Here is an 18,326-nt window from a genome sequence, read left to right as displayed (position 1 = left end):
GCTTTAAGCTAAGGTACACAGATCAAAGTCACACACTAACACTTTCTAGATCAGGCTCCATTCATTATTAAAGGGTTACCACAAATGAGGACGTGTTCCTGAAGGCTACAATCTTCAGGAGTAATGTGTCCCATGGGTTGGATAGATTAGAGACCATAAAGTCTATGAAGGTCTATCAAACCTGGATCCCTTATTCTCCATAGAACTCTTCTATAAATTTTACTGCGACTTCATGTACATATCTAGCTTTGTTTAATGCTTCTCTTGCCTCTTTTTCACCGAAGATTTGACTTGGAGTTTTTCCTAGAATTTCTATTCCATACATGCTTGGAGCTCTTTTTTGGGCTAGGTCTCTAGATATTTCGGCTAATTCTTCTATTTCTCTTCTAAACCATTCTGGAAATTTTCTTTCATTTGCCTTTAAAATGTCTCCTACGTCATGTACCTTTGGATATTCTATGGCTACTGTTCTTAGGCATGCCTTCAAGGTTAGCTCTACGCTTTCTTGAGAATATCTTACAACTTCTGGATGGTCTCCTCTTTTAAGTGCTGATTCAGCATCGATTAATCTAGATTTAGCTCTTCTCAAGTAATCTTTAACCATTAAATCTAGCTTCATAATTCAATTATTTCCCCCTTCTTTATGTTTGATTTTAAATCCCAGTACCAGCTTCCATCTGGTAGTATTATTCTCTTAGCTCCCATATTCTTCAGCTTCTCTTTTAACTTTTCTAATTTATTTTTCATAAAGTTGTCTCTGTCAAATATTATTATTGCCTCCTCTGTCATGTCTAGATAAAATGGATGATTTATGGATGCTTCTTCTCTAGTTAGGATTATTGGGTCTAGTAGTGGGTATAGCTTCTTTTCTTTCCAAAGCTTTAGTCTAATCTCTTCATCTCCACTAACAGCTTTTCTAAATATTTTTAACCTATCTGAGTATTCTTCTGGTAGATTTTCCATGATGAGCAGTAAATCTATATCGCTTATCTCTTTCATTCTTCCACTAGCTAGGGAGCCGAAAATAACTATTGAAACAATATTACTCCAAAAATTCTCAAATAATCTGACAACAACATGCTCGATTAAGGGCAGATAGTTTTTCTGAGATATTTTATGTCTCCATTTCCATCCAGCTTCTTCCAGCAATTTTATTAGTGGATGTATAGCTCTATATCTGCCACGGGCAGCTCTATCTAAAAAACCCTTCATGTATAGTCTGTGGAGAATTAAATTTACATTAACCTTTCTAAACATGTTTTTTACGTCTTTAACTTCAAACTCTTCAAGTCCAAATCTAAATATAATTTCACTATAGAACTTGTATAATGAATGTTTCATATTTGATATTATTTCAAAATTTGATATTTTAAATTATCGATGAGCAGTTGTGATGGCACTTGACATAATATTATGTATCTGGTATGTTTTATGTTTACTTCTTTAGGTGTAGTTGATGGTTATTTGCTATTTATTATAACTCTAGGTAAAGTGGAAATGAAAAAGAATTAGGGAAATTTCCACTTTGACAATAATCAAATTTATTTTTTGCATTTTCATCTATGATTTTGAGGTGAATTTAATGGAGGTTTTAAAGGTTGTTAAGAGGGATGGTAGAGAGGAGCCCTTTATTAGAGAGAAGCTTGTTACATCTCTAGTTAAGGCTGGTGTTGAAGTTAATGTTGCTAGGGAAATAGCTCAAAGACTGGAAGAAAGAGCTAGAGAGAGGCAAGCTATTACTACTAGAGAGTTAAGGGAGATGGTTTTAGAGGAGTTAAGAAAGTCTAATCCAACGGCGCTTGAAAACTGGCTTCTTTATGATAGAACTGTTAAAAAGAGAAGGTAGATTAACGTCTAGACTTTCTCTTTGTAAGCTTTATTTGCTGAATATAATTGTTCTTTCATGGATGTACAGTACTTAAAGTGATTATGGATGGTTATTAACTTTCACTTCAACTTTTATTTTCTCTGGTTAATTGAGATTATATTCCCTTTAATTTTAATCTTTATATTATAACTCCTCAACTCTTCTTAAGTATTTATTAGTACTTGAAAATATTTAAGTAGCTAATTTTCCATTAGCTCTTGAGATGTTCTCTATGGGTAGAAGAGATTTTAAGGTTAAGCTTTTCCTTTTGGCTAAGAAGTTGGCTGGTATGCCTAAGGATGCTGAGTATGCTATTGTCGTGTATGAGGATGGATATGTATCTCCAATAATTAGTCAAGGATACTTTGCTGGTACAGTTATTCCATTTAAGCATGTGGATCATGGATTTGCAGTTGCAGTTTTGCATACCCATCCAGTTCCACGTACAGCACCATCCATAGTAGACTTAAACTTACTATTTAACATGTCATTGCATAATACTCCAGTTTATTTAGGCATTATTTATAGGGGTGAAGGTGAAGTTACATTAACTTTATATGTTGCCAATAAACCTGTTAATCCTGTTGAGGCTAGAGCAGTGTTAAGTGAATCTTATGTTTATGAGGTTTTAAATGTTAGAGGAGGCTTTAGAGAGGCTTTATCTGATAAGCAAATTTATGAGCAGCATAAATTGCTTCGAAGATTAAATATTTCAGTTGAAAGATATAGGTTTAAGTTCTAATGGTAATCTATCTAATATACTCTATATTGTGCTTTTATTCGTCTTAACTTTCTATTTGTCTTCTTTTTTGCATATTCTAGGCTATTCCACCATGGCTTAAAATTATTCTTCTTATTGTAGGTTAAAATGTAGTATAGCCATATTGGGGTTATTCTTCCATCTGATGGAGCTGTTGTAAAATAGGCGTATTTATCTGTTGGAGGCTTCGGCCTCTTCCACCCCTTATATTCCCCTCTTCTTACAATATGCCAGTAATGTAGGCGTGAGCTACATCCGAAGTGGCAAAAAACTTTACATTTCATTTCTGTTGCGCCTAAATCGTAGGGGTGGCTTATTGTGTTTTTCCAGCCTCCATGTAAAATTAAGTATTTTTCTCCCCTCTTTTTAATTCCATAGTATTTGTGGATTGGTGAACGTGCACTTTTTGGATGTATTTTTTCTTCTAATTCTTCAGGTAACTCTATTATGCTTAGTTTCCTTCTTGCATATGGATGTCGACTGTAGGGATGTCTTCTTTCTCGTGGTGGTGGACCATTTTTAATGGGTATTGGTGTGAAGTGATATCCATGTTTTTCTATATCTCCTATTGGTATGGGTATGTATGGATATCCTAGTCTGAATAGGCCGTTACTTTCATTTGTTCCGTTTTCCCACTGGTCTCCTTTCTCATTTACAGTTCCATTATAGACGTCGAAGCATGCTCCTCTTCCATATCTTGAGTGGCCAGAATATATTATATGTACACCCTTTTTTTCAAGGGCTTTCCTATAGTCTTTTTTACTGGTTATAGTTATGATTATAAATTCTACTTTTTGCTTTTCACTTCTATATTTTGCTATTTTTTCAATGCTTTCAAGGTCTTCGAAGTCTTTAATTGTCTCTGATTTTTTCTCTATTTTGAATCCCTTATCTGCAAGTTTTTCCTTTAAGTATTCTAGTGATGGTTTATAGTATGGTAACCAATATCTCCTTATAATGTTCTCTAATTTTGTTCCAAAATATTCTTTCTTGAGCATCTCTCTTTTTTCTAATAAATCCTTTTCATGAGCATCTAGTCCAAATGCAATTATTATGTATCTCTTCTCATAGTCAATTTTAATGTCTGGAACTTTATACTCCTTCTTATTCAAACTCTACACCTTTACTTTAGCTTTAATTAGAATTGCTCATAGAGTGCTGTCCACTTCCTGGTGGATTTAAATTTCTCTATTTCCTTTTCCTTTTCTTCATCTGATAATTCAAGAAACATTATCGAGTTGAAGTATTTCTCCTCTTCATTTTCCTCCATTGCTAGTAGACTGCGTAGCATTAAGTATGCTTCATCACATACTCTTCTTGGTTGTGGTTTTTCTTCTTCTCCTGGCAGAGTTATTGGTGGTGGTAGAGGCCTCTTATCCTCTAGCATTTCCTCTAGTATTTTAGCGATTTTAATTCGATTTTCAACTTGAATGTCCACTATTGTCTTCATATCCCAAACATATTTTTCAGCATTTTCACTATTCAAACTCTCTAGTAGTGGTGTTAGTGCTAGGTTTTCAATTCCAAGGATTAATGCTTCTGCCTTATTTGCGTCATCCTCATCTTCTGAGTGATGTATTTCAACTATCCTTCTCAGCGTCCTATATGACTCATCAACTATTGATTTTGCTATTTCTTCAACTTCCTCCTCCTCATCAACGTCAAGTTCCCTCAATATGAAGAGCAGATCTTTTATATACACTAGATGCTTTTCTTTCCTCTTAATTAAAGAGTACTCATAGATGTTACCGTCTGGTGCTTTAAGTGTAACCCTATTATTTTCATCTTCAAGCTTAAATTTAACTTGAATATTTTCAGTAGATATAATGATTGACTTGTCTTCCTCATTCTTCACTATCTCTGCATTAGCAATATCCTTGATTCTAAGGCATTTCTCAAGATGATTTAACAATCTTTTCTCATCTTCTCCAGGTATGTTTTCCCAGCAAAATAATGGTACTTCAACCATAAACACACCAACACTAAATCCTAAAATAAAATGACCTTAAAATGTTTGCTTTAAATTTCACTGTCCTTAAATTACATTTTTACGTAATATCTGGTAATTTTTAGTTTTGAAAGAATTTTATATGTATCAAAAATAGAAAACAAGTGATATGTTATGGGTTTTGAAAGAGGAATATCAAAGAGTAAATTGATGTTGTCAATATTTCCTTTTATTCTGCTTCTCTACATTACCTTTGTCTTCCAGTAATGCAGCTATAGGAGAGAAGGCTTCGAGAAATGTTTTGGGTGATGTCTTCATAATGGGAGGTAACACTTTAAGTTTTCAATTATTAATGCTTTCTCAACTGCTTGGTGTGATAGGAATACAGTATAATTGTAATATTTATGCTCAAGTAATTTCTCTGAAACTTCTAGATATCTAGATCTTTCCTCGATTCCTCCCACAATTCCTCAGCTTCACGTCTAATAAACATATATAATCACACTCATTACCACTAACTATAATTCAATAGCCAGCCTATTTAACTTTACATTGAATGGTTTAAAATCAATATTATACTATTCTTGGATTAACCATCATCTTTACTATTTAGTGAGCTTAAAATTCCATGATATTAAGGTTAATATTGCTGGAGTTTGAGGGTGTAGAGGCAGTTTTTAATTTAAGTAACATTTAAATGTAAAAAGGAATATTAAGTAATATTTGGTAGTGTTTATGGAGAAACTATATCGGATAAAGGAAGCATCGGAAATATTGGGAGTACATCCAAAAACGATACAGAGATGGGCGAGGGAAGGGAAGATTAGATGTGTTAGGACAGTAGGAGGTATTAGGAGGATTCCAGAGTCTGAAATAAGGAGATTGCTTGGAGAAGAGGCTAAAAGAGTGGATGAAGTTAGAGAAGTAAGAGCTATATTGTATGCGAGAGTTAGCTCCTATGACCAAGAACAACATGGAGATTTAGACAGACAGCTTGAACTACTCAGAAAATATGCTCAAAAGAAAGGATACAAAGTTGTTAAAGAGATAAAGGATAGAGCTTCTGGGTTAAAGGAATATAGGAAAGGTATTAAGAGAATTTTTGAGTTAGCTGAGAAAGGATTAATTGATAAGGTGATAGTCACTTATCCAGACAGATTAGCGAGGTTTGGTCTTAAGTATATTGAGAGACATCTTAACTATTGTGGTGTTACAATAGAGTACATTAAACCGAAAGAGCATAAAGAGCCAAAAGAAGAGCTTATAGAGGATTTGATAAGCATTATTACGTCTTTTGCAGGAAAGTTGTATGGTATGAGAAGTCATAAAGTCAAGAAGCTTAAAGAAGCTGTTGAGAAGGAGTTAAGAGAAAATGGAAGTGGTTAAAGCTGTCAAGTTCAAATATCAAGGAGATTTTAGTGAGTTGTTTAAAGATTTCAAGGAGATAGTGGAGTTCTGTATTGACAAAGCATTAGAGCTTAATATCACATCTTATGCTAGGTTAAGAAAAGCAATATACAAGGAATGGAAACAAAGATGGTATCCAAAGTATCACACTCATTACTGTCATTCAGCTTGTAAAATTACTACATCGATTTTGAAGAACTTTAGAAAAAGGAAGAAGAAAGGTCTAACTGACAAAGACAAGCCAGAGGTTAGAAGAGATTTCGTAAAACTCGAAGAGATGTTGTTTAGGTTTGAAGGGGACAAAGTTAGAATCGTCACTTCTCCGAGAAATTATGTAACAATTAGCTTGGTCATCGGCGAATACCAACGAAGGTTCATAGAGATATGGGAGAAAGGAGAACTCGACGTTGGGGAGATAATTATCAAACGAGATTACGTAATTGTGCCATTTAAAAAAGATGTTGAAAATAAAGATGCCAAAATAGTGATGACGATAGACATCAACGAGAAAAACGTTACCTACTCGATATTTGAGAATGGAGAAGTTATAAAGACGATAAAGCTGGATATTTATAAGGTAAAGAGAATACACGACGAACATTCAAAGAAGAGAAGTAAAATCCAGAAAAAACTCGCTAAGAAACCTTTTAAGATGAGAAAAATCCTAAGAAAGTACTCTGGGAGGGAGAAAAGAAGAATTGAAGATTTTCTACATAAAGTTTCAGCTATAGTCGTTTCCGAAGCTCTAAAATATAACGCTAAAATCGTAATAGAGAACTTAAAGTACATACGAAACTTTGTGAACAAAAAGAACAAGAATTTGAGGAGAAGGCTGAATAGGTGGAACTTCAGAAAACTCCAGTTCTTTATAGAGTATAAGGCTAAATGGAATAGTCTAAGCTGTGATTACGTCAATCCTCGCAATACTTCAAGCCTCTGCCCGATATGTGGGTCAAAATTATACTCGAATGGGCAGAGGTTGATGAAATGTGATAAATGTGAAATTACGTTTGATAGAGATGTCGTTGCCACTCTGAATTTATTCAAGTCAGGATGTGGGGAGTTCCGTTCCCCCCGAACGCTCCCTGATGAAGTCTGGCTCGTAAAGCCAGATGGAACGGGAGAACTCCTCAAGGTAGTTGAAAATGGTTAAAAATTACTTAAACAACCTTGAGGAGAGAACGGTTAAGTTATTACTGGTATATTTGCTTTTCTAAGTAGGTTTCTGAATAGTGTAATGTTGATTTTTGCTATGATGCATGCCCTTCTAATATCTCCTGTTTCTATGTAGTATTTTAGTGCTGCTTTTATTCTTGGAGGCTGCTTTTCAATGAAATTCCAATCAGCATATTTACGCCTAATCTCTCTTGCCTCCTCATCCTCCTCAATGAAACTCTTAATAACTCTATCTTCATTCATAATCTAATCCTCAACATATAGTAATGTAAACAAAAATATAATCTTAATTCACCATGGAGTTTTCATATCTATTTAAACTATCTAGTTAAAAGATTGAAATAATTGACAATGGAAGTAAAGCCTAGCATTCAATGAATAAGGGTTTTTAACCATATTTACACCAGCATTTATCTTTAAGTTTCTAGGAATCTTTGATGACGTTATATGTTATGTATATTATTGAGAGAAAATGTTTCAAGTTATTTAACTCCTCAAACTCTGTTCTTCTACATTTTCTCTTTTAAGTTGATATGGAAGGTTTAACTTAATAAATACTACTATTATATGGGTTACTTGACATCTTGGTTTAAGTGATTTTTGAAGCTACTTCTTCTAGGAATATTTTTGCTCCATTTGTTTTAGGGAAGTCTAGGAATCTTATTATAAACACTTCCACTCCTAGTTTAATGTACTCTTTAATTTTACTAGCAACTTTTTCTGGATCTCCAATAATATAGTTTTCTTCAAAGCCTTTCTTTATGAAGGGATTTTTCTCAGCTATTTTTAATGCTTCAATTTTATTTTTGCCTATAGCAATCATTGTTGATAATGTTTTAACTATTTCATCAAAGTTTCTATTAACTTTTTCACAATGTCTTTTTAATACTTCAAGTTTATGTTTATAGGTTTTAGGTGAAGCGTTAGGTATATTCCACCAATCAGCATGTTTAGCTACAACTTTTAAGGTTAGTTTTTCTCCTCCACCTCCAATCATTATTGGTGGAGTTGGTTTAGGTTTAGGTTCACATATTGCATCAACAACTTTATAGTATTTACCGTGAAATGTTGCTCTTCCATCAATCCACATCATCTTAATAATTTGAACTGCCTCTTCAAGTTGCTTAATTCTAATCGGTGCAGATGGAAATTCATAGCCATAGGCAATATATTCATCCTTCTTCCATCCAGCACCAATACCCAAAATAAATCTTCCATTTGATAAGAGTTGAATTGTAGCTCCCATCTTGGCTAATAGGGCTGGATTCCTATAATTGTTGCATAGAACAATGTTTCCCCATTTAAGCTTATGATAAATAGCTGAGAAGTAAGCTAATGCTGAAAAGCCTTCTAGAGTTGGAGTTCTTCTATCAACAAAGTCGGCCCAAGGAATAAAGTGGTCGCAAATCCAAGCAGAATCAAAGTAATCTTCAAATTCAGTTAGGAAGCTATGAATTTGATTCACAAATTCTCTGGCACTGCTACTGTCAATAGGGAAGCTAGGGACTCTTAGTCCAAAGCTAACATTCACGTTTAAGTCACCTATAGATAATATGGTTTTCGACTCTTATGATTTTAATGTATTTCTTTTTGATAGTTTATGTTTAAATTCCTAGAGTTACTTAGAACTCTCTTCTTTAAATTTCTAAGAGCTCTAAATTTTAGGCTGTTTATTAAAAAGTGTATGAGCTTTAGTTATTCGCTTTAAATGTTGTTTATGGTGTTTATTAGTTCATAGAACCTACTTATCTTTATGAAGTGTGTTTTTATTGCTGCTATTATTATTGGCTGGTTGTCTCCATTTTTCAGCTTTGTTATTAACTGCTTATCAATTGTTATCTTATACTTTCTTTCAACTTGCTTTACAATTGCTATTTCTAATGCTTTTATGGCGCCTGCTACACCAAAAAAGCTGTATATGGCTTCATAGGTTTCAATTGGATTTTCAATTATACCTTCAACTAGCTTTTTACCCATTTTCTTTGTAACATGGAAATCTAAAACTTTTAGAAGTGTCTCTGCAATTGTATCTGAAAACATTTCGTCAAGGAATTCATGTAAAACTCGTCTCTTAGATTTCTCGCTTATTTGTAATGTTTTTCTAGAAGCATCAATCACATTGCATGTTCTTTCAACCATAATTTTTCAACACTTGAAACAATATAGGCACTTCCATATTTAAGTATATCGATTATCCGATATTCGAAAAAACGTAGAATATGTATTTAAGGGTCATTGCGCATCTCCGTATTACGGCTAAATAATACATCAATGTGGAGATAATGTAATGGAAGTTAAAATAAAGTCAATAGTTATTTTCAAGATTATATTAAAGTTACATGACATGGAAAATCAAGGTTTAAAGCCTAATATTTCAGAATTTCTAAGATATACTAAGTTTAGACCTGAAACCTTCTATAAGCATAAAGCAGTATTAATAACCCTTAAATTAATAGAGGAGGAAAAGTCAAGTCAATTCCCCTTCCATATACGTCTAAAATTAACTGAAAAGGGAAGAAGAATAGCCAAAGCATTAAAGGAAATAGAAGAAATAATATTCTAGTATTCCTCATACTATAATTAAATCATAATGTTATACTGTAGATGAATGGATAAATGAGCCACCATTTTCTTTCAATTCATTAAAGCGATAATAATCATACAATTTGTGATTAAATGAAAGTAATGATTAGCGACAAAATTTAAGCTATTTCTCCAGTAAAACTTATGATTTGTTTAACGTTAAACTTATATTATAAAGGTTAAACTCTATCTATGGTGTATTTATTATGGATAGGTATAGGGTTAAGGTTCATAGGAAGGGTTTAATTGTTATTCCAGCTGAGATTAGAAGGAGACTCGGTATATGTGAGGGTTCATATTTAGAGCTTATTGTTGAGGATGATGAGATAAAGTTAATTGTCCCTAAAAGCCTTAAAGATGCATTTGGTGTTAATGGAGGAAAGGCGTTAGATGTTGTAAAGCTCATTCATGCATCCAGGAGGATGGAGATTGGAAAAGAAATACGTTCTTGACGCTGGAATACCAGCATTATACTTTGCTGGACATAGAGAAGCCAAAAAGTATATTGATGATATCTACATGGGTAAAGCAGAAGCATACATGTGTGAAGTAAATTTAGCTGAATTCCTATACAATTATGCCAAAGTTTTCGGATGGGACTCAGCAACAGTTAAACATAGCCTAATTAGAAGTAGCCCAATAAAAATTGTAAGTTCAAATGAAAACTTAACCCTTAAGGCCGCCAAACTCAAACTAAAACATTACGACTTCCTATCACTGGCAGACTCCTACCTAATTGCACTGGCAAACCAACTAAAAGCAACAATAATAACAACAGATAAAGACATAGAAGACGTCAAGGAAGCGCCAACAATACTATTAACATTCTAACCAATCAGTCAGATAACAAAATAAACAAATTAACTCTTCCAAACAGATTAGCAACCATCCATATACATGTTCAATACTTCTCCTATAAGCTAGAATTTTAGATGGAGATATCCTTAGATTTAATTTTAACTTAATAACATTGTGAGCTGTATTCAAATTTCTAGGTAAGCTTTAACATAGCTTTTCCACCTCTACTTTAGTGAGGTTTAATGTAATATTTCAGAATGAAATATGGATAGTTTCCAACCCTGAAATATGTGGTGAAAGCCCATTGTGAGGGGTACAAGGGTATCAGTTGAGATTATAGTTTGTATGTTAAAATGGCTATACTCTAAAGGAAATGCGTGAAGAATACTCCCTCTCTATCACTCAAAGCCATAGAGATAATTCAAAAAGCGTTAAAGAGAGGAAGCCATTCCTTGTTGAAATCAAAGTCTTCACAACCCTATAAGTGTACCCATAAGCAACACCAGCCTCTCTAGAAAGACCAAGAATACTCCAATTATAATCAGGATGAATTAAAAGCACCCTTATGATTCTAGAAGCCTTAGGAGAAAAAACATTTTGAACAACCAATCAACCCACCAACAAATAATTATCCCTTTTAGGAATAGTATATATAGTTGAGGGATAATTATCTATAAACCCAATCCTTAGATTAATACTTCCATTACCTAAATTCCGATATTACAGCTACTACCGCTATTCCTGGATCCATTTCACAAATTGTCTTTAGCTTCTCTGATGCTTCTCTGCATATTATGAGTGCCTTCGGCCTTACCTTTCTGACTTCAGCGAATATTTTCCTATAAACTATCACCTGCCCAATAGCCATATAACTCAACTCACCCCCAACCTCAATCACATACTAATTACAGTTCCTTTCATAAGCCACAACACCAACGACTTCATAAACTTCCTTAAAGACCTAGACATATAGAATTAAAACATGAGTCAATGTTTACCTTGACACTACTTCTTTCGATAAATGCTTTAACCACGCTAAAAGACATACTTTGACTTTTATATGGGCCTAAATAATGGGAGGAAACTGGTTAAGAGTATAAATTTCTCAACGAATCAAATTGTATTTAAATTTGACTAAATGGCTATAGTCTTCATCTAAAGGTAAATGCTAAATTAACTTTGAATTAAGATGTATATGAAATTATGCAGCAAACATCCTTAACTGAAATCCGAAGACATCTAAATGGTGTATATGAGAGATTGAAGGAACGGTATATAGACACATCAGTGCTTGGACCAGTTAGAGCATATGAAGCAAAAAGCCTATTTGACAAAGAATTGTGGACTCTATTCTGTGCTACAGTAAATTTTCAAATGCCTGTAACTTCAACGCTAATACCCATGCTAAAAGGCTTAATATCTGAAATAGAAAGCAGAGGACTAAAGTTTATAGATCTAGTTAGTGATGAAAATTTGGCAAAAGACATACTTTCGTCTTTTAAATGGCTAAATAGAAACAAAACTGGCTTTAAACACAGATTCTTGAAGATAAGTCATCTTCAATGCCTATTCAACTCTTTAATGAATATGATATCTAACTGGAAGTCGCTTAGAAACTTAACTAAAACAATATATGATAAATCTCTTAGTGGAAAATCTTTAGAGCCAATTGAATTTACAATTAAAAACTTAGCTAAAATGTTGAGAAGTGGAGAATGCCCAAACTACTGTAATACTCCATATTTTAAGGAAAGACGCTCGTGCATATACTTTTCAAGAGTGATACCGGATCCAGAAAGAAATTCGTCTATGAAAAGGCTATGTCTATTCTTTAGATGGATGGTTAGACCATACCCTGATCTAGGCTTATGGACGTTCATAGATAAAGCAAACCTATTAACATCAGTGGACATTGGAGTTATAAGAACAGTGAACCGAGTATTCAAAACAGATGTGAAGTCTCCATCATGGACTACAACTCTAAAAATAACAAGGATTTTTAGGCAGATAGATGAAAGTGATCCAACAAAATACGACTATGTATTTTCAAGGCCAGCCATAATGAAATACTGCACCAAAGATTACATAAAAGCAAAATGCTACTGCTGTCCACTAAATGAAATATGCAAATCAGCCCAAAAACCCAAGATAGTAAAAGCAAAACCATTACGTTCCCCAGTAGAGCAACAAATGCTACAAAGCTTTCTCCAATATGTTGATAGAAAGATGAATATCAAGTTTGATAAAATAGTCACAGAATACCCAATAAACAATTTCAGCATAGATGCAGTCTGCCATCAAACAAACTGTAAATGGTGGATCATAGAGGTTGAAAGTGGAAAGCTCAAGTATGAAGGAATAGGACAAGCAATCTTCTATAGAAGAATGTTTAGAAAAATCATGAAGACAAATCCAAAAGTAATCATAGTCTGCCAAAACGCATCTCAAGAATACAAAGAAGCATGCGAAATAGATCTAGAAATTAAAGTAATAACTCTCAATGAAATTAAAATTTAAAATATTTAACATTTCAACTTTACTTTAATAATATATTGCAAAAGATTACCTGGAGATTAAATTGTCTAGCTGTGTTAAGCCTGTTAGGTTGATGATTAAAGAGGCTGGTGAAGATCTAAGTGAAACTGCATCCTACCGTGAAATTATAAGATACATTTTCATGAGAAGCATGGAGACGTTAATGAGGATGCCAATAGGTGTCAGATAATTATCTGCATTCTCAATAGATCCTCTAGAGTGCATTATATGTTGTGTATTGTATACTAATCTTATTTACTCACAACTATTGATTTATATAGCTATAAATTTCTTCTGCCTTAAAGATAGGCTTTATAGTATTTAGTGATCCTAAAACTCTTGTTCTAGTTTATTTAAAGTTTTAAGAAGTTATTGGGAAGCTAATGGATTTGTTGTTTATAGCTTTAGTTTTGTTGTTTTTGTTAGTGTCAACATGTTGAGTAGCTCATTAAATGTATAAGCCTCGTTTTTCCTTATATCCAACTCATATTTGAATAGTTTAATGTTGTTTTCGGATTTGGCTATTTTTCGTGGAAAGTCCTTTGCGATTAGACAAGCTCCGATACATTCTGATCCAAATTCTACTCTATATTTCTCAAGTTGTTTTAGATCTCTTTGGGAGGCCTTACCGCTTTTAACTTCTATTATTATGAGTTTTGCTTTGCCAATTGGTGTTCGCTCCTTAATTAGAATATCTACATGTCCCTCAGGTAAAGCCTTCTCGCCTAGTACTTCTAAGCTTCTTGGTTGAATTTCTGAAATTTCCATAAGTTCTAGAAACTTTGCCAGATTACTTTCTTGACTCAAATATTTTCTTATCAAAACCTGCAAAATCATTTCTCTAAGCGGATAGATATCAATCATATTCACTCTACTTCTATCCAAAGTAAACCTCGGCGTAAAAACACCATACCTCCCTAAATCAACTCTCCTAAATGAATAATCCTCAACAAGCTCACCTAGCTGAGATGCACATTGAAGAGTGGTCTGATCAGCCTGAAAATGAGTCTTAGCATAACCACCACGCAACAATAAATTTTCAGCAACATAAGCAAACTCAACACGAATCAAAGACTCCCTAAACCAACGAATAGGTTCAAGTAACAAACGAAAGGGAAAATAATAAATCCTCTTAGACCTAAACTCAAGCGGCCTCCATGGAGGGGCTTCTCTAGCTCTTAAAACAGCGACTTTATCCTTAACCCTATAGAGATTGTGAATATTAGCAGCATAAAGAAAAGAAATAAAATCCCCAATATCAATATCACAAAAAGCCCAAACACCATTCACACTATTAGGAAAACCTGCCATACCAAAATTCATACACAAATTCAAGTTCTCCCTATTAGAAACAGCAATCAAAAAATAATTGACCAAAATCACACCCTCCATAAATATCTTAATACTACACGCTTAATATTTTAAACTACATAAAAAATTACATTGAATTTTCCTTATTAAAGAAATACTAAGTTAAATATCAAAATAATTGCTTTTAAGAGCTACACTTTAAAACCGCTGGTAAATTCCTTCAATTTGTCTGCACCTTTATTATTTAGAATTACTTTCCAACAACTTATTCTGATTACATTTTATGACATCTTATCAAAACCCTATTTAACAATAATAGATACTTCATCCTATGAAACATGAATCAATTCCGACTTCAAAAACACTTTACCTCCATATCCTCCACTATCCACTAATTAACAATAAGACGATTAATCATCAAAGTATCTGATTCGACAATTAAGAAATCTTCTAAAAAATAAGACAATCTTAAATAAACCTAACAATATTTATCATCTAATCAACTTGATATATGCTCTACTCTTAATTTCCTTAGGTGGAATTTCATCAGCTACAACATGAATTTCCTAACGAACCAAACTACTCTCACCAATCACCCTCACCCAGAGTATCTCAATTTTCTCATCACTAAGCCCCTTTTCTCTAAAATAATCATAAAACTCATCCTCATACACCCAATCCCTACCAAAATATCCAAAAACTTCCCTCACAAGCCTCCACAACTCACCAAGCTCCATAGAATTTAACACCCCAACTACTTTATACATTCTATAAATTAATGACATAAAACCTATCTAAATCCTCCATAAGGTCAATCATTAAATTGACACTACTCCATAAACAAATATACATCGCATTTTCCCTCATTTTTAAAATAGAGGTTAACATGATTTTATTATAAGGTATCAGCAAGAATCCACTATTATCTAATTAGCTTGATAAAAGCTTTTCTTATAATCTTCTTAGGTGGTAACCCATCTGCCACAACATGAAAGCTTAGTCTAACTAAACCACTTTTCCCAATAACCCTTACCCACAAAATCTTTATCTCCTCATCCTCGAATCCTCTCTTTCTAAAGTAATCAAAAAACTCGTCTTTATACACTTCGTCTCTGCCAAAATGATTAAATAATTCCCTTACAAGTTTTTTTAATTCCTTCAAACTCACCGGCTTAATCTTTTTACTCAAATACATCCCCTCATATTTTGATATTGAAATTCTATTTAAATTCATTTTACATACATTTCTTGAAAATTTCTTTAAATTTTCTAATTCTCCATTCCTTCGGCATTCTTCTAGGTATCATATCTTTTTGCTTCTTAGCTTCTATTATCTCTTCATCACTCAAACTTCTACCCCTAAACTTAAGATAAATCTCATACTGCCTCCTAAGCCGTTCTTCCTTCCAAGTCCCAGGCAAAACACCATACTCCTTAACCATAATATCAATAGCCTCAGACCTATCCATATAAGCACGCCACAACACTGTGAATCGCCCATCTTTACTTAATTGAATTCTCTCTGGATATATTTCCACAAACCTTTTTTTAACCTGTTTTTCATGTAATATGTTCAGAAGAGCAACCTCTTCATCTATTAGATTCGGGTGATTTCCTTCAACAACCTCTAATATATCACTCGCCAAATCTTCATCTTCAATTCTATCCATTATTTTTCCTAAAGCCATCCTCCTTTTCGATCCAAGTATTTCTTTTAATATTTCTTTTTGCTCCTCTGTAAGTTGGTCGGTGACGTCTATTCCTCTAGCCCATGAAATTCTCATCAAAACCCTACGCCTCTTAACTCTTAGACTAGTGGTGCCCTCCTCGGTTAGAGTTGCTTGGAAATGGTATTTCCTAAGCTTCGGGTCAGTATAGACTCGCGGATCAAGTGAGGGATTAGTAATCGTCTTCGGTCCAAAGGGTACTCCAGCTCTGCGTAGAATTCTAGTTGTAGTTGCATCGAGATAGGTTACATAAACATTCTTATTTTCATCGTATTTCGGCGGCCTAGAAAATGTGACTCCAAGCTTTTTAAGTAAGCTTCTAAAGTAATAGTGGAGCATTGGATCCTTGTTTACATAGCTTGCTTTATACTGTCTCCCACTAGTTCGAAGTGAAATTGCCCCTTCATTTAACATATGAGTTTTCAACTTAACAATTATAGGCGACTTCAAGTTTACTGGAAATCTTCTCATAAAAACTTTATATTTTTCAAGTTGATCTGGAGTTAAACCCCATCCTGCACATAAGTCTAAGAGAGTTTTAACTTTTAATTTAACAATTTTTCTTTTTCCAAAGGGAAGATACTCAATTTCACAAACTTCTTTAAGGCATCTCTTAAGATTGTCAACATTTATTTCTATCCATGCATTTAGTGGTTCATCATACCAGTGATAGAGAAACTTATCCGTCTCATCCATTAAAGCCTTAAGCTTCTCTCTAAACTTCTCCTCCAACATTTTCCTCAAATCTTTAGAGCCAAGCAGCTCACCCTTCTCGAGAAATATTTTTTCAAGTAGTTCAAGCTCCCTAAGCCTCCTCCTCTTAGCCATCAAAGACGCTTTATACTGACCCAAAACCTCCACCAATCAACTCTACACTACCATCCTCATCAACAAAAACAGCCCTAAACAAATCCCCTCTACCAACCACACCCCTCAAATGTCTAGGCGGAATCTGCCAACAACCAGTCCCAGCCAAACCATTATCATAATCTATGAAGGCTCGATGTAAATGCCCTATGACAAGCCAATCAACACCCCTAAAAACCCTATAGTCAAGCATTAACCTCTTAACAACCTCTAGTTTCTCTCTTGGATTCTCAATTAATTTATGGCCATGAAAAGCCAATAGAACACTATCGTCAGGCAACTTAACCAAAAGCTCATCTTTAGCCATCCTATAAAACCTATAAAAATCAAGTAGAAGCATACTCCTCAAATCTCCATTACCATACTCCTCTTCTCTTCCAGTATAGATTAATGAGGGCGGCTTATCTTGAAAAGCAAGCTCATCTAAAGCCACTAGAAAACTATTCAAGCCACCATCACAACACCCACCAACCAAATGAACTGTACAGCCAACCTCACGAATACTATTAAAGAATAATCGTATAGGCTGAATTGAAGGTCTACCAAATCTAAAATCAAAGACATCACCAAGCAAAACAAGGTGATCCAGCCTCCAATCACGCAGAAACCTAAGAAATTCCTCAAACCTAGACTCAACACTCCAAATATGAAGATCAGAAACAATAACAGCACGCTCACCCTCACCAACAATTAAATCATACAACTCACCCTCAACCATAGAGCCACCATCAGCCAAACACTCCAACTGAGCCAAGTTATGCCTAACCCTCAACCCCAAATCCTCAAGCAACCCCCTACCACCAACACCACCACAACCAGAACAACCACACCTCAAATACCGCCTAGAAACATCAACCACCCCACCATGCAAATACAGTTTAAATTGCTTAGCATCCAAATAATAACTTAAGCCAGCAACACTAAGCCTCTCAACACCCCTAAAAACATCACAAACAAACCTAAAGGAATCAGGACGCAAACCACCAATAACAAGTAAATCATCAACCCTACCATTAAGCTCATCAGCATACCTATAAAGAACATTACGGGCATAAACATCAAACCTAAAACACTGCAAATACTCAGAAGCATGCAAAGCAAAATTCCTAAAACCCATACGCTCTAAAACATCCAAACAAAACTTAATCTGACTAGGCATGTTACCCTTAATTAAAGCGACAACAGGAACACCCAACCCACAAAGCCTATAAGTTAACTCTAAACCCTTAACCAAATTAACCCAACTATGATAAAGCGGCATATCCAAGTAGACAGGAACATCCCAACCAACAACACCATCAAAACCACCAGCCACCACAACCCTCCCAAACAAATCAAAAACATCAC

At 34.2% G+C, this 18,326-nt stretch carries 24 protein-coding genes; 9 read left to right on the top strand and 15 right to left on the bottom strand.

What is annotated here, in order from left to right:
- Positions 1–190 precede the first annotated feature (190 nt).
- Positions 191–619, bottom strand: coding sequence for a HEPN domain-containing protein (locus tag ACW8TM_RS07705; RefSeq protein ID WP_491532710.1), 429 nt, complete (start codon positions 617–619; stop codon positions 191–193).
- On the bottom strand, positions 616–1,257 hold the full coding sequence (locus tag ACW8TM_RS07700) for a nucleotidyltransferase domain-containing protein (RefSeq protein ID WP_491532709.1): 642 nt from the start codon (positions 1,255–1,257) through the stop codon (positions 616–618). The genes ACW8TM_RS07705 and ACW8TM_RS07700 overlap by 4 nt, the downstream gene beginning before the upstream one ends.
- A gap of 325 nt (positions 1,258–1,582) precedes the next feature.
- Between ACW8TM_RS07700 and ACW8TM_RS07695 the strand changes: the two genes are divergently transcribed.
- Positions 1,583–1,846: an ATP cone domain-containing protein gene (locus tag ACW8TM_RS07695; RefSeq protein WP_491532708.1), complete on the top strand. Its 264-nt coding sequence runs from the start codon at positions 1,583–1,585 to the stop codon at positions 1,844–1,846.
- A gap of 253 nt (positions 1,847–2,099) precedes the next feature.
- Entirely contained in the window at positions 2,100–2,609 is a 510-nt protein-coding gene (locus ACW8TM_RS07690) for a hypothetical protein (RefSeq protein ID WP_491532707.1), read from the top strand.
- An 11-nt stretch (positions 2,610–2,620) separates the two neighbouring features.
- On the opposite strand, the gene ACW8TM_RS07685 is transcribed toward ACW8TM_RS07690, so the two are convergent.
- The 3 genes from ACW8TM_RS07685 to ACW8TM_RS07675 form a co-directional block, all read right to left on the bottom strand.
- Entirely contained in the window at positions 2,621–3,739 is a 1,119-nt protein-coding gene (locus tag ACW8TM_RS07685) for a hypothetical protein (RefSeq protein ID WP_491532706.1), read from the bottom strand.
- 26 nt (positions 3,740–3,765) lie between these two features.
- A complete protein-coding gene (locus ACW8TM_RS07680) occupies positions 3,766–4,596 on the bottom strand; it encodes a hypothetical protein (RefSeq protein ID WP_491532705.1) in 831 nt (276 codons plus the stop codon).
- 293 nt (positions 4,597–4,889) lie between these two features.
- Positions 4,890–5,039, bottom strand: a complete 150-nt coding sequence (locus tag ACW8TM_RS07675; protein ID WP_491532704.1) for a HEPN domain-containing protein — start codon at positions 5,037–5,039, stop codon at positions 4,890–4,892.
- Positions 5,040–5,310: 271 nt separating this feature from the next.
- Between ACW8TM_RS07675 and ACW8TM_RS07670 the strand changes: the two genes are divergently transcribed.
- Both ACW8TM_RS07670 and ACW8TM_RS07665 read left to right on the top strand, forming a co-directional pair.
- Positions 5,311–5,961: an IS607 family transposase gene (locus ACW8TM_RS07670; protein WP_491532703.1), complete on the top strand. Its 651-nt coding sequence runs from the start codon at positions 5,311–5,313 to the stop codon at positions 5,959–5,961.
- Positions 5,948–7,135, top strand: coding sequence for an RNA-guided endonuclease InsQ/TnpB family protein (locus tag ACW8TM_RS07665; RefSeq protein WP_491532702.1), 1,188 nt, complete (start codon positions 5,948–5,950; stop codon positions 7,133–7,135). Before ACW8TM_RS07670 ends, ACW8TM_RS07665 begins: the two co-directional genes overlap by 14 nt.
- A gap of 32 nt (positions 7,136–7,167) precedes the next feature.
- Here ACW8TM_RS07665 and ACW8TM_RS07660 read toward each other — a convergent pair whose 3' ends face one another.
- The 3 genes from ACW8TM_RS07660 to ACW8TM_RS07650 form a co-directional block, all read right to left on the bottom strand.
- A complete protein-coding gene (locus ACW8TM_RS07660; RefSeq protein ID WP_491532701.1) occupies positions 7,168–7,401 on the bottom strand; it encodes a hypothetical protein in 234 nt (77 codons plus the stop codon).
- Positions 7,402–7,747: 346 nt separating this feature from the next.
- Positions 7,748–8,689, bottom strand: a complete 942-nt coding sequence (locus ACW8TM_RS07655; RefSeq protein ID WP_491532700.1) for an LLM class flavin-dependent oxidoreductase — start codon at positions 8,687–8,689, stop codon at positions 7,748–7,750.
- A gap of 173 nt (positions 8,690–8,862) precedes the next feature.
- Positions 8,863–9,297, bottom strand: coding sequence for a hypothetical protein (locus ACW8TM_RS07650; RefSeq protein ID WP_491532699.1), 435 nt, complete (start codon positions 9,295–9,297; stop codon positions 8,863–8,865).
- Between the two features lie 148 nt (positions 9,298–9,445).
- Between ACW8TM_RS07650 and ACW8TM_RS07645 the strand changes: the two genes are divergently transcribed.
- The 3 genes from ACW8TM_RS07645 to ACW8TM_RS07635 all read left to right on the top strand — a co-directional run bounded on the left by ACW8TM_RS07645 (position 9,446) and on the right by ACW8TM_RS07635 (position 10,572).
- Positions 9,446–9,721 carry a hypothetical protein gene (locus ACW8TM_RS07645; RefSeq protein ID WP_491532698.1) on the top strand — a complete coding sequence of 92 codons (276 nt, stop codon included), beginning with the start codon at positions 9,446–9,448 and terminating at the stop codon, positions 9,719–9,721.
- A 226-nt stretch (positions 9,722–9,947) separates the two neighbouring features.
- Positions 9,948–10,193 carry an AbrB/MazE/SpoVT family DNA-binding domain-containing protein gene (locus ACW8TM_RS07640; RefSeq protein WP_491532697.1) on the top strand — a complete coding sequence of 82 codons (246 nt, stop codon included), beginning with the start codon at positions 9,948–9,950 and terminating at the stop codon, positions 10,191–10,193.
- On the top strand, positions 10,171–10,572 hold the full coding sequence (locus ACW8TM_RS07635; RefSeq protein WP_491532696.1) for a type II toxin-antitoxin system VapC family toxin: 402 nt from the start codon (positions 10,171–10,173) through the stop codon (positions 10,570–10,572). The genes ACW8TM_RS07640 and ACW8TM_RS07635 overlap by 23 nt, the downstream gene beginning before the upstream one ends.
- 369 nt (positions 10,573–10,941) lie before the next feature.
- On the opposite strand, the gene ACW8TM_RS07630 is transcribed toward ACW8TM_RS07635, so the two are convergent.
- Both ACW8TM_RS07630 and ACW8TM_RS07625 read right to left on the bottom strand, forming a co-directional pair.
- Positions 10,942–11,148, bottom strand: a complete 207-nt coding sequence (locus ACW8TM_RS07630; RefSeq protein ID WP_491532695.1) for a hypothetical protein — start codon at positions 11,146–11,148, stop codon at positions 10,942–10,944.
- A gap of 94 nt (positions 11,149–11,242) precedes the next feature.
- On the bottom strand, positions 11,243–11,416 hold the full coding sequence (locus tag ACW8TM_RS07625; RefSeq protein WP_491532694.1) for a hypothetical protein: 174 nt from the start codon (positions 11,414–11,416) through the stop codon (positions 11,243–11,245).
- 383 nt (positions 11,417–11,799) lie between these two features.
- Here ACW8TM_RS07625 and ACW8TM_RS07620 point away from each other — a divergent pair, with 383 nt between their 5' ends.
- Positions 11,800–13,056 carry a DUF2400 family protein gene (locus ACW8TM_RS07620; protein ID WP_491532693.1) on the top strand — a complete coding sequence of 419 codons (1,257 nt, stop codon included), beginning with the start codon at positions 11,800–11,802 and terminating at the stop codon, positions 13,054–13,056.
- Between the two features lie 61 nt (positions 13,057–13,117).
- Complete coding sequence (locus ACW8TM_RS07615) at positions 13,118–13,264, top strand: hypothetical protein (RefSeq protein ID WP_491532692.1); 147 nt, start codon at positions 13,118–13,120, stop codon at positions 13,262–13,264.
- 206 nt (positions 13,265–13,470) lie between these two features.
- On the opposite strand, the gene ACW8TM_RS07610 is transcribed toward ACW8TM_RS07615, so the two are convergent.
- From ACW8TM_RS07610 to ACW8TM_RS07590, 5 genes are all read right to left on the bottom strand, one after another.
- Complete coding sequence (locus ACW8TM_RS07610) at positions 13,471–14,451, bottom strand: PDDEXK family nuclease (protein ID WP_491532691.1); 981 nt, start codon at positions 14,449–14,451, stop codon at positions 13,471–13,473.
- A gap of 500 nt (positions 14,452–14,951) precedes the next feature.
- Positions 14,952–15,122: a hypothetical protein gene (locus tag ACW8TM_RS07605; protein ID WP_491532690.1), complete on the bottom strand. Its 171-nt coding sequence runs from the start codon at positions 15,120–15,122 to the stop codon at positions 14,952–14,954.
- Between the two features lie 185 nt (positions 15,123–15,307).
- Entirely contained in the window at positions 15,308–15,574 is a 267-nt protein-coding gene (locus tag ACW8TM_RS07600; protein ID WP_491532689.1) for a hypothetical protein, read from the bottom strand.
- 46 nt (positions 15,575–15,620) lie between these two features.
- The gene (locus ACW8TM_RS07595; RefSeq protein WP_491532688.1) at positions 15,621–16,964 is read right to left on the bottom strand and encodes a hypothetical protein; all 1,344 of its coding nucleotides are present in this window, start codon (positions 16,962–16,964) and stop codon (positions 15,621–15,623) included.
- On the bottom strand, positions 16,951–18,326 hold a 1,376-nt coding region (locus tag ACW8TM_RS07590; RefSeq protein ID WP_491532687.1), incomplete at its 5' end, for a metallophosphoesterase family protein. The genes ACW8TM_RS07590 and ACW8TM_RS07595, both read right to left, overlap by 14 nt.

The sequence above is a fragment of the Candidatus Culexmicrobium sp. genome (genome assembly GCF_058356305.1).
This window is presented reverse-complemented; position numbering and strand designations above follow the sequence as displayed.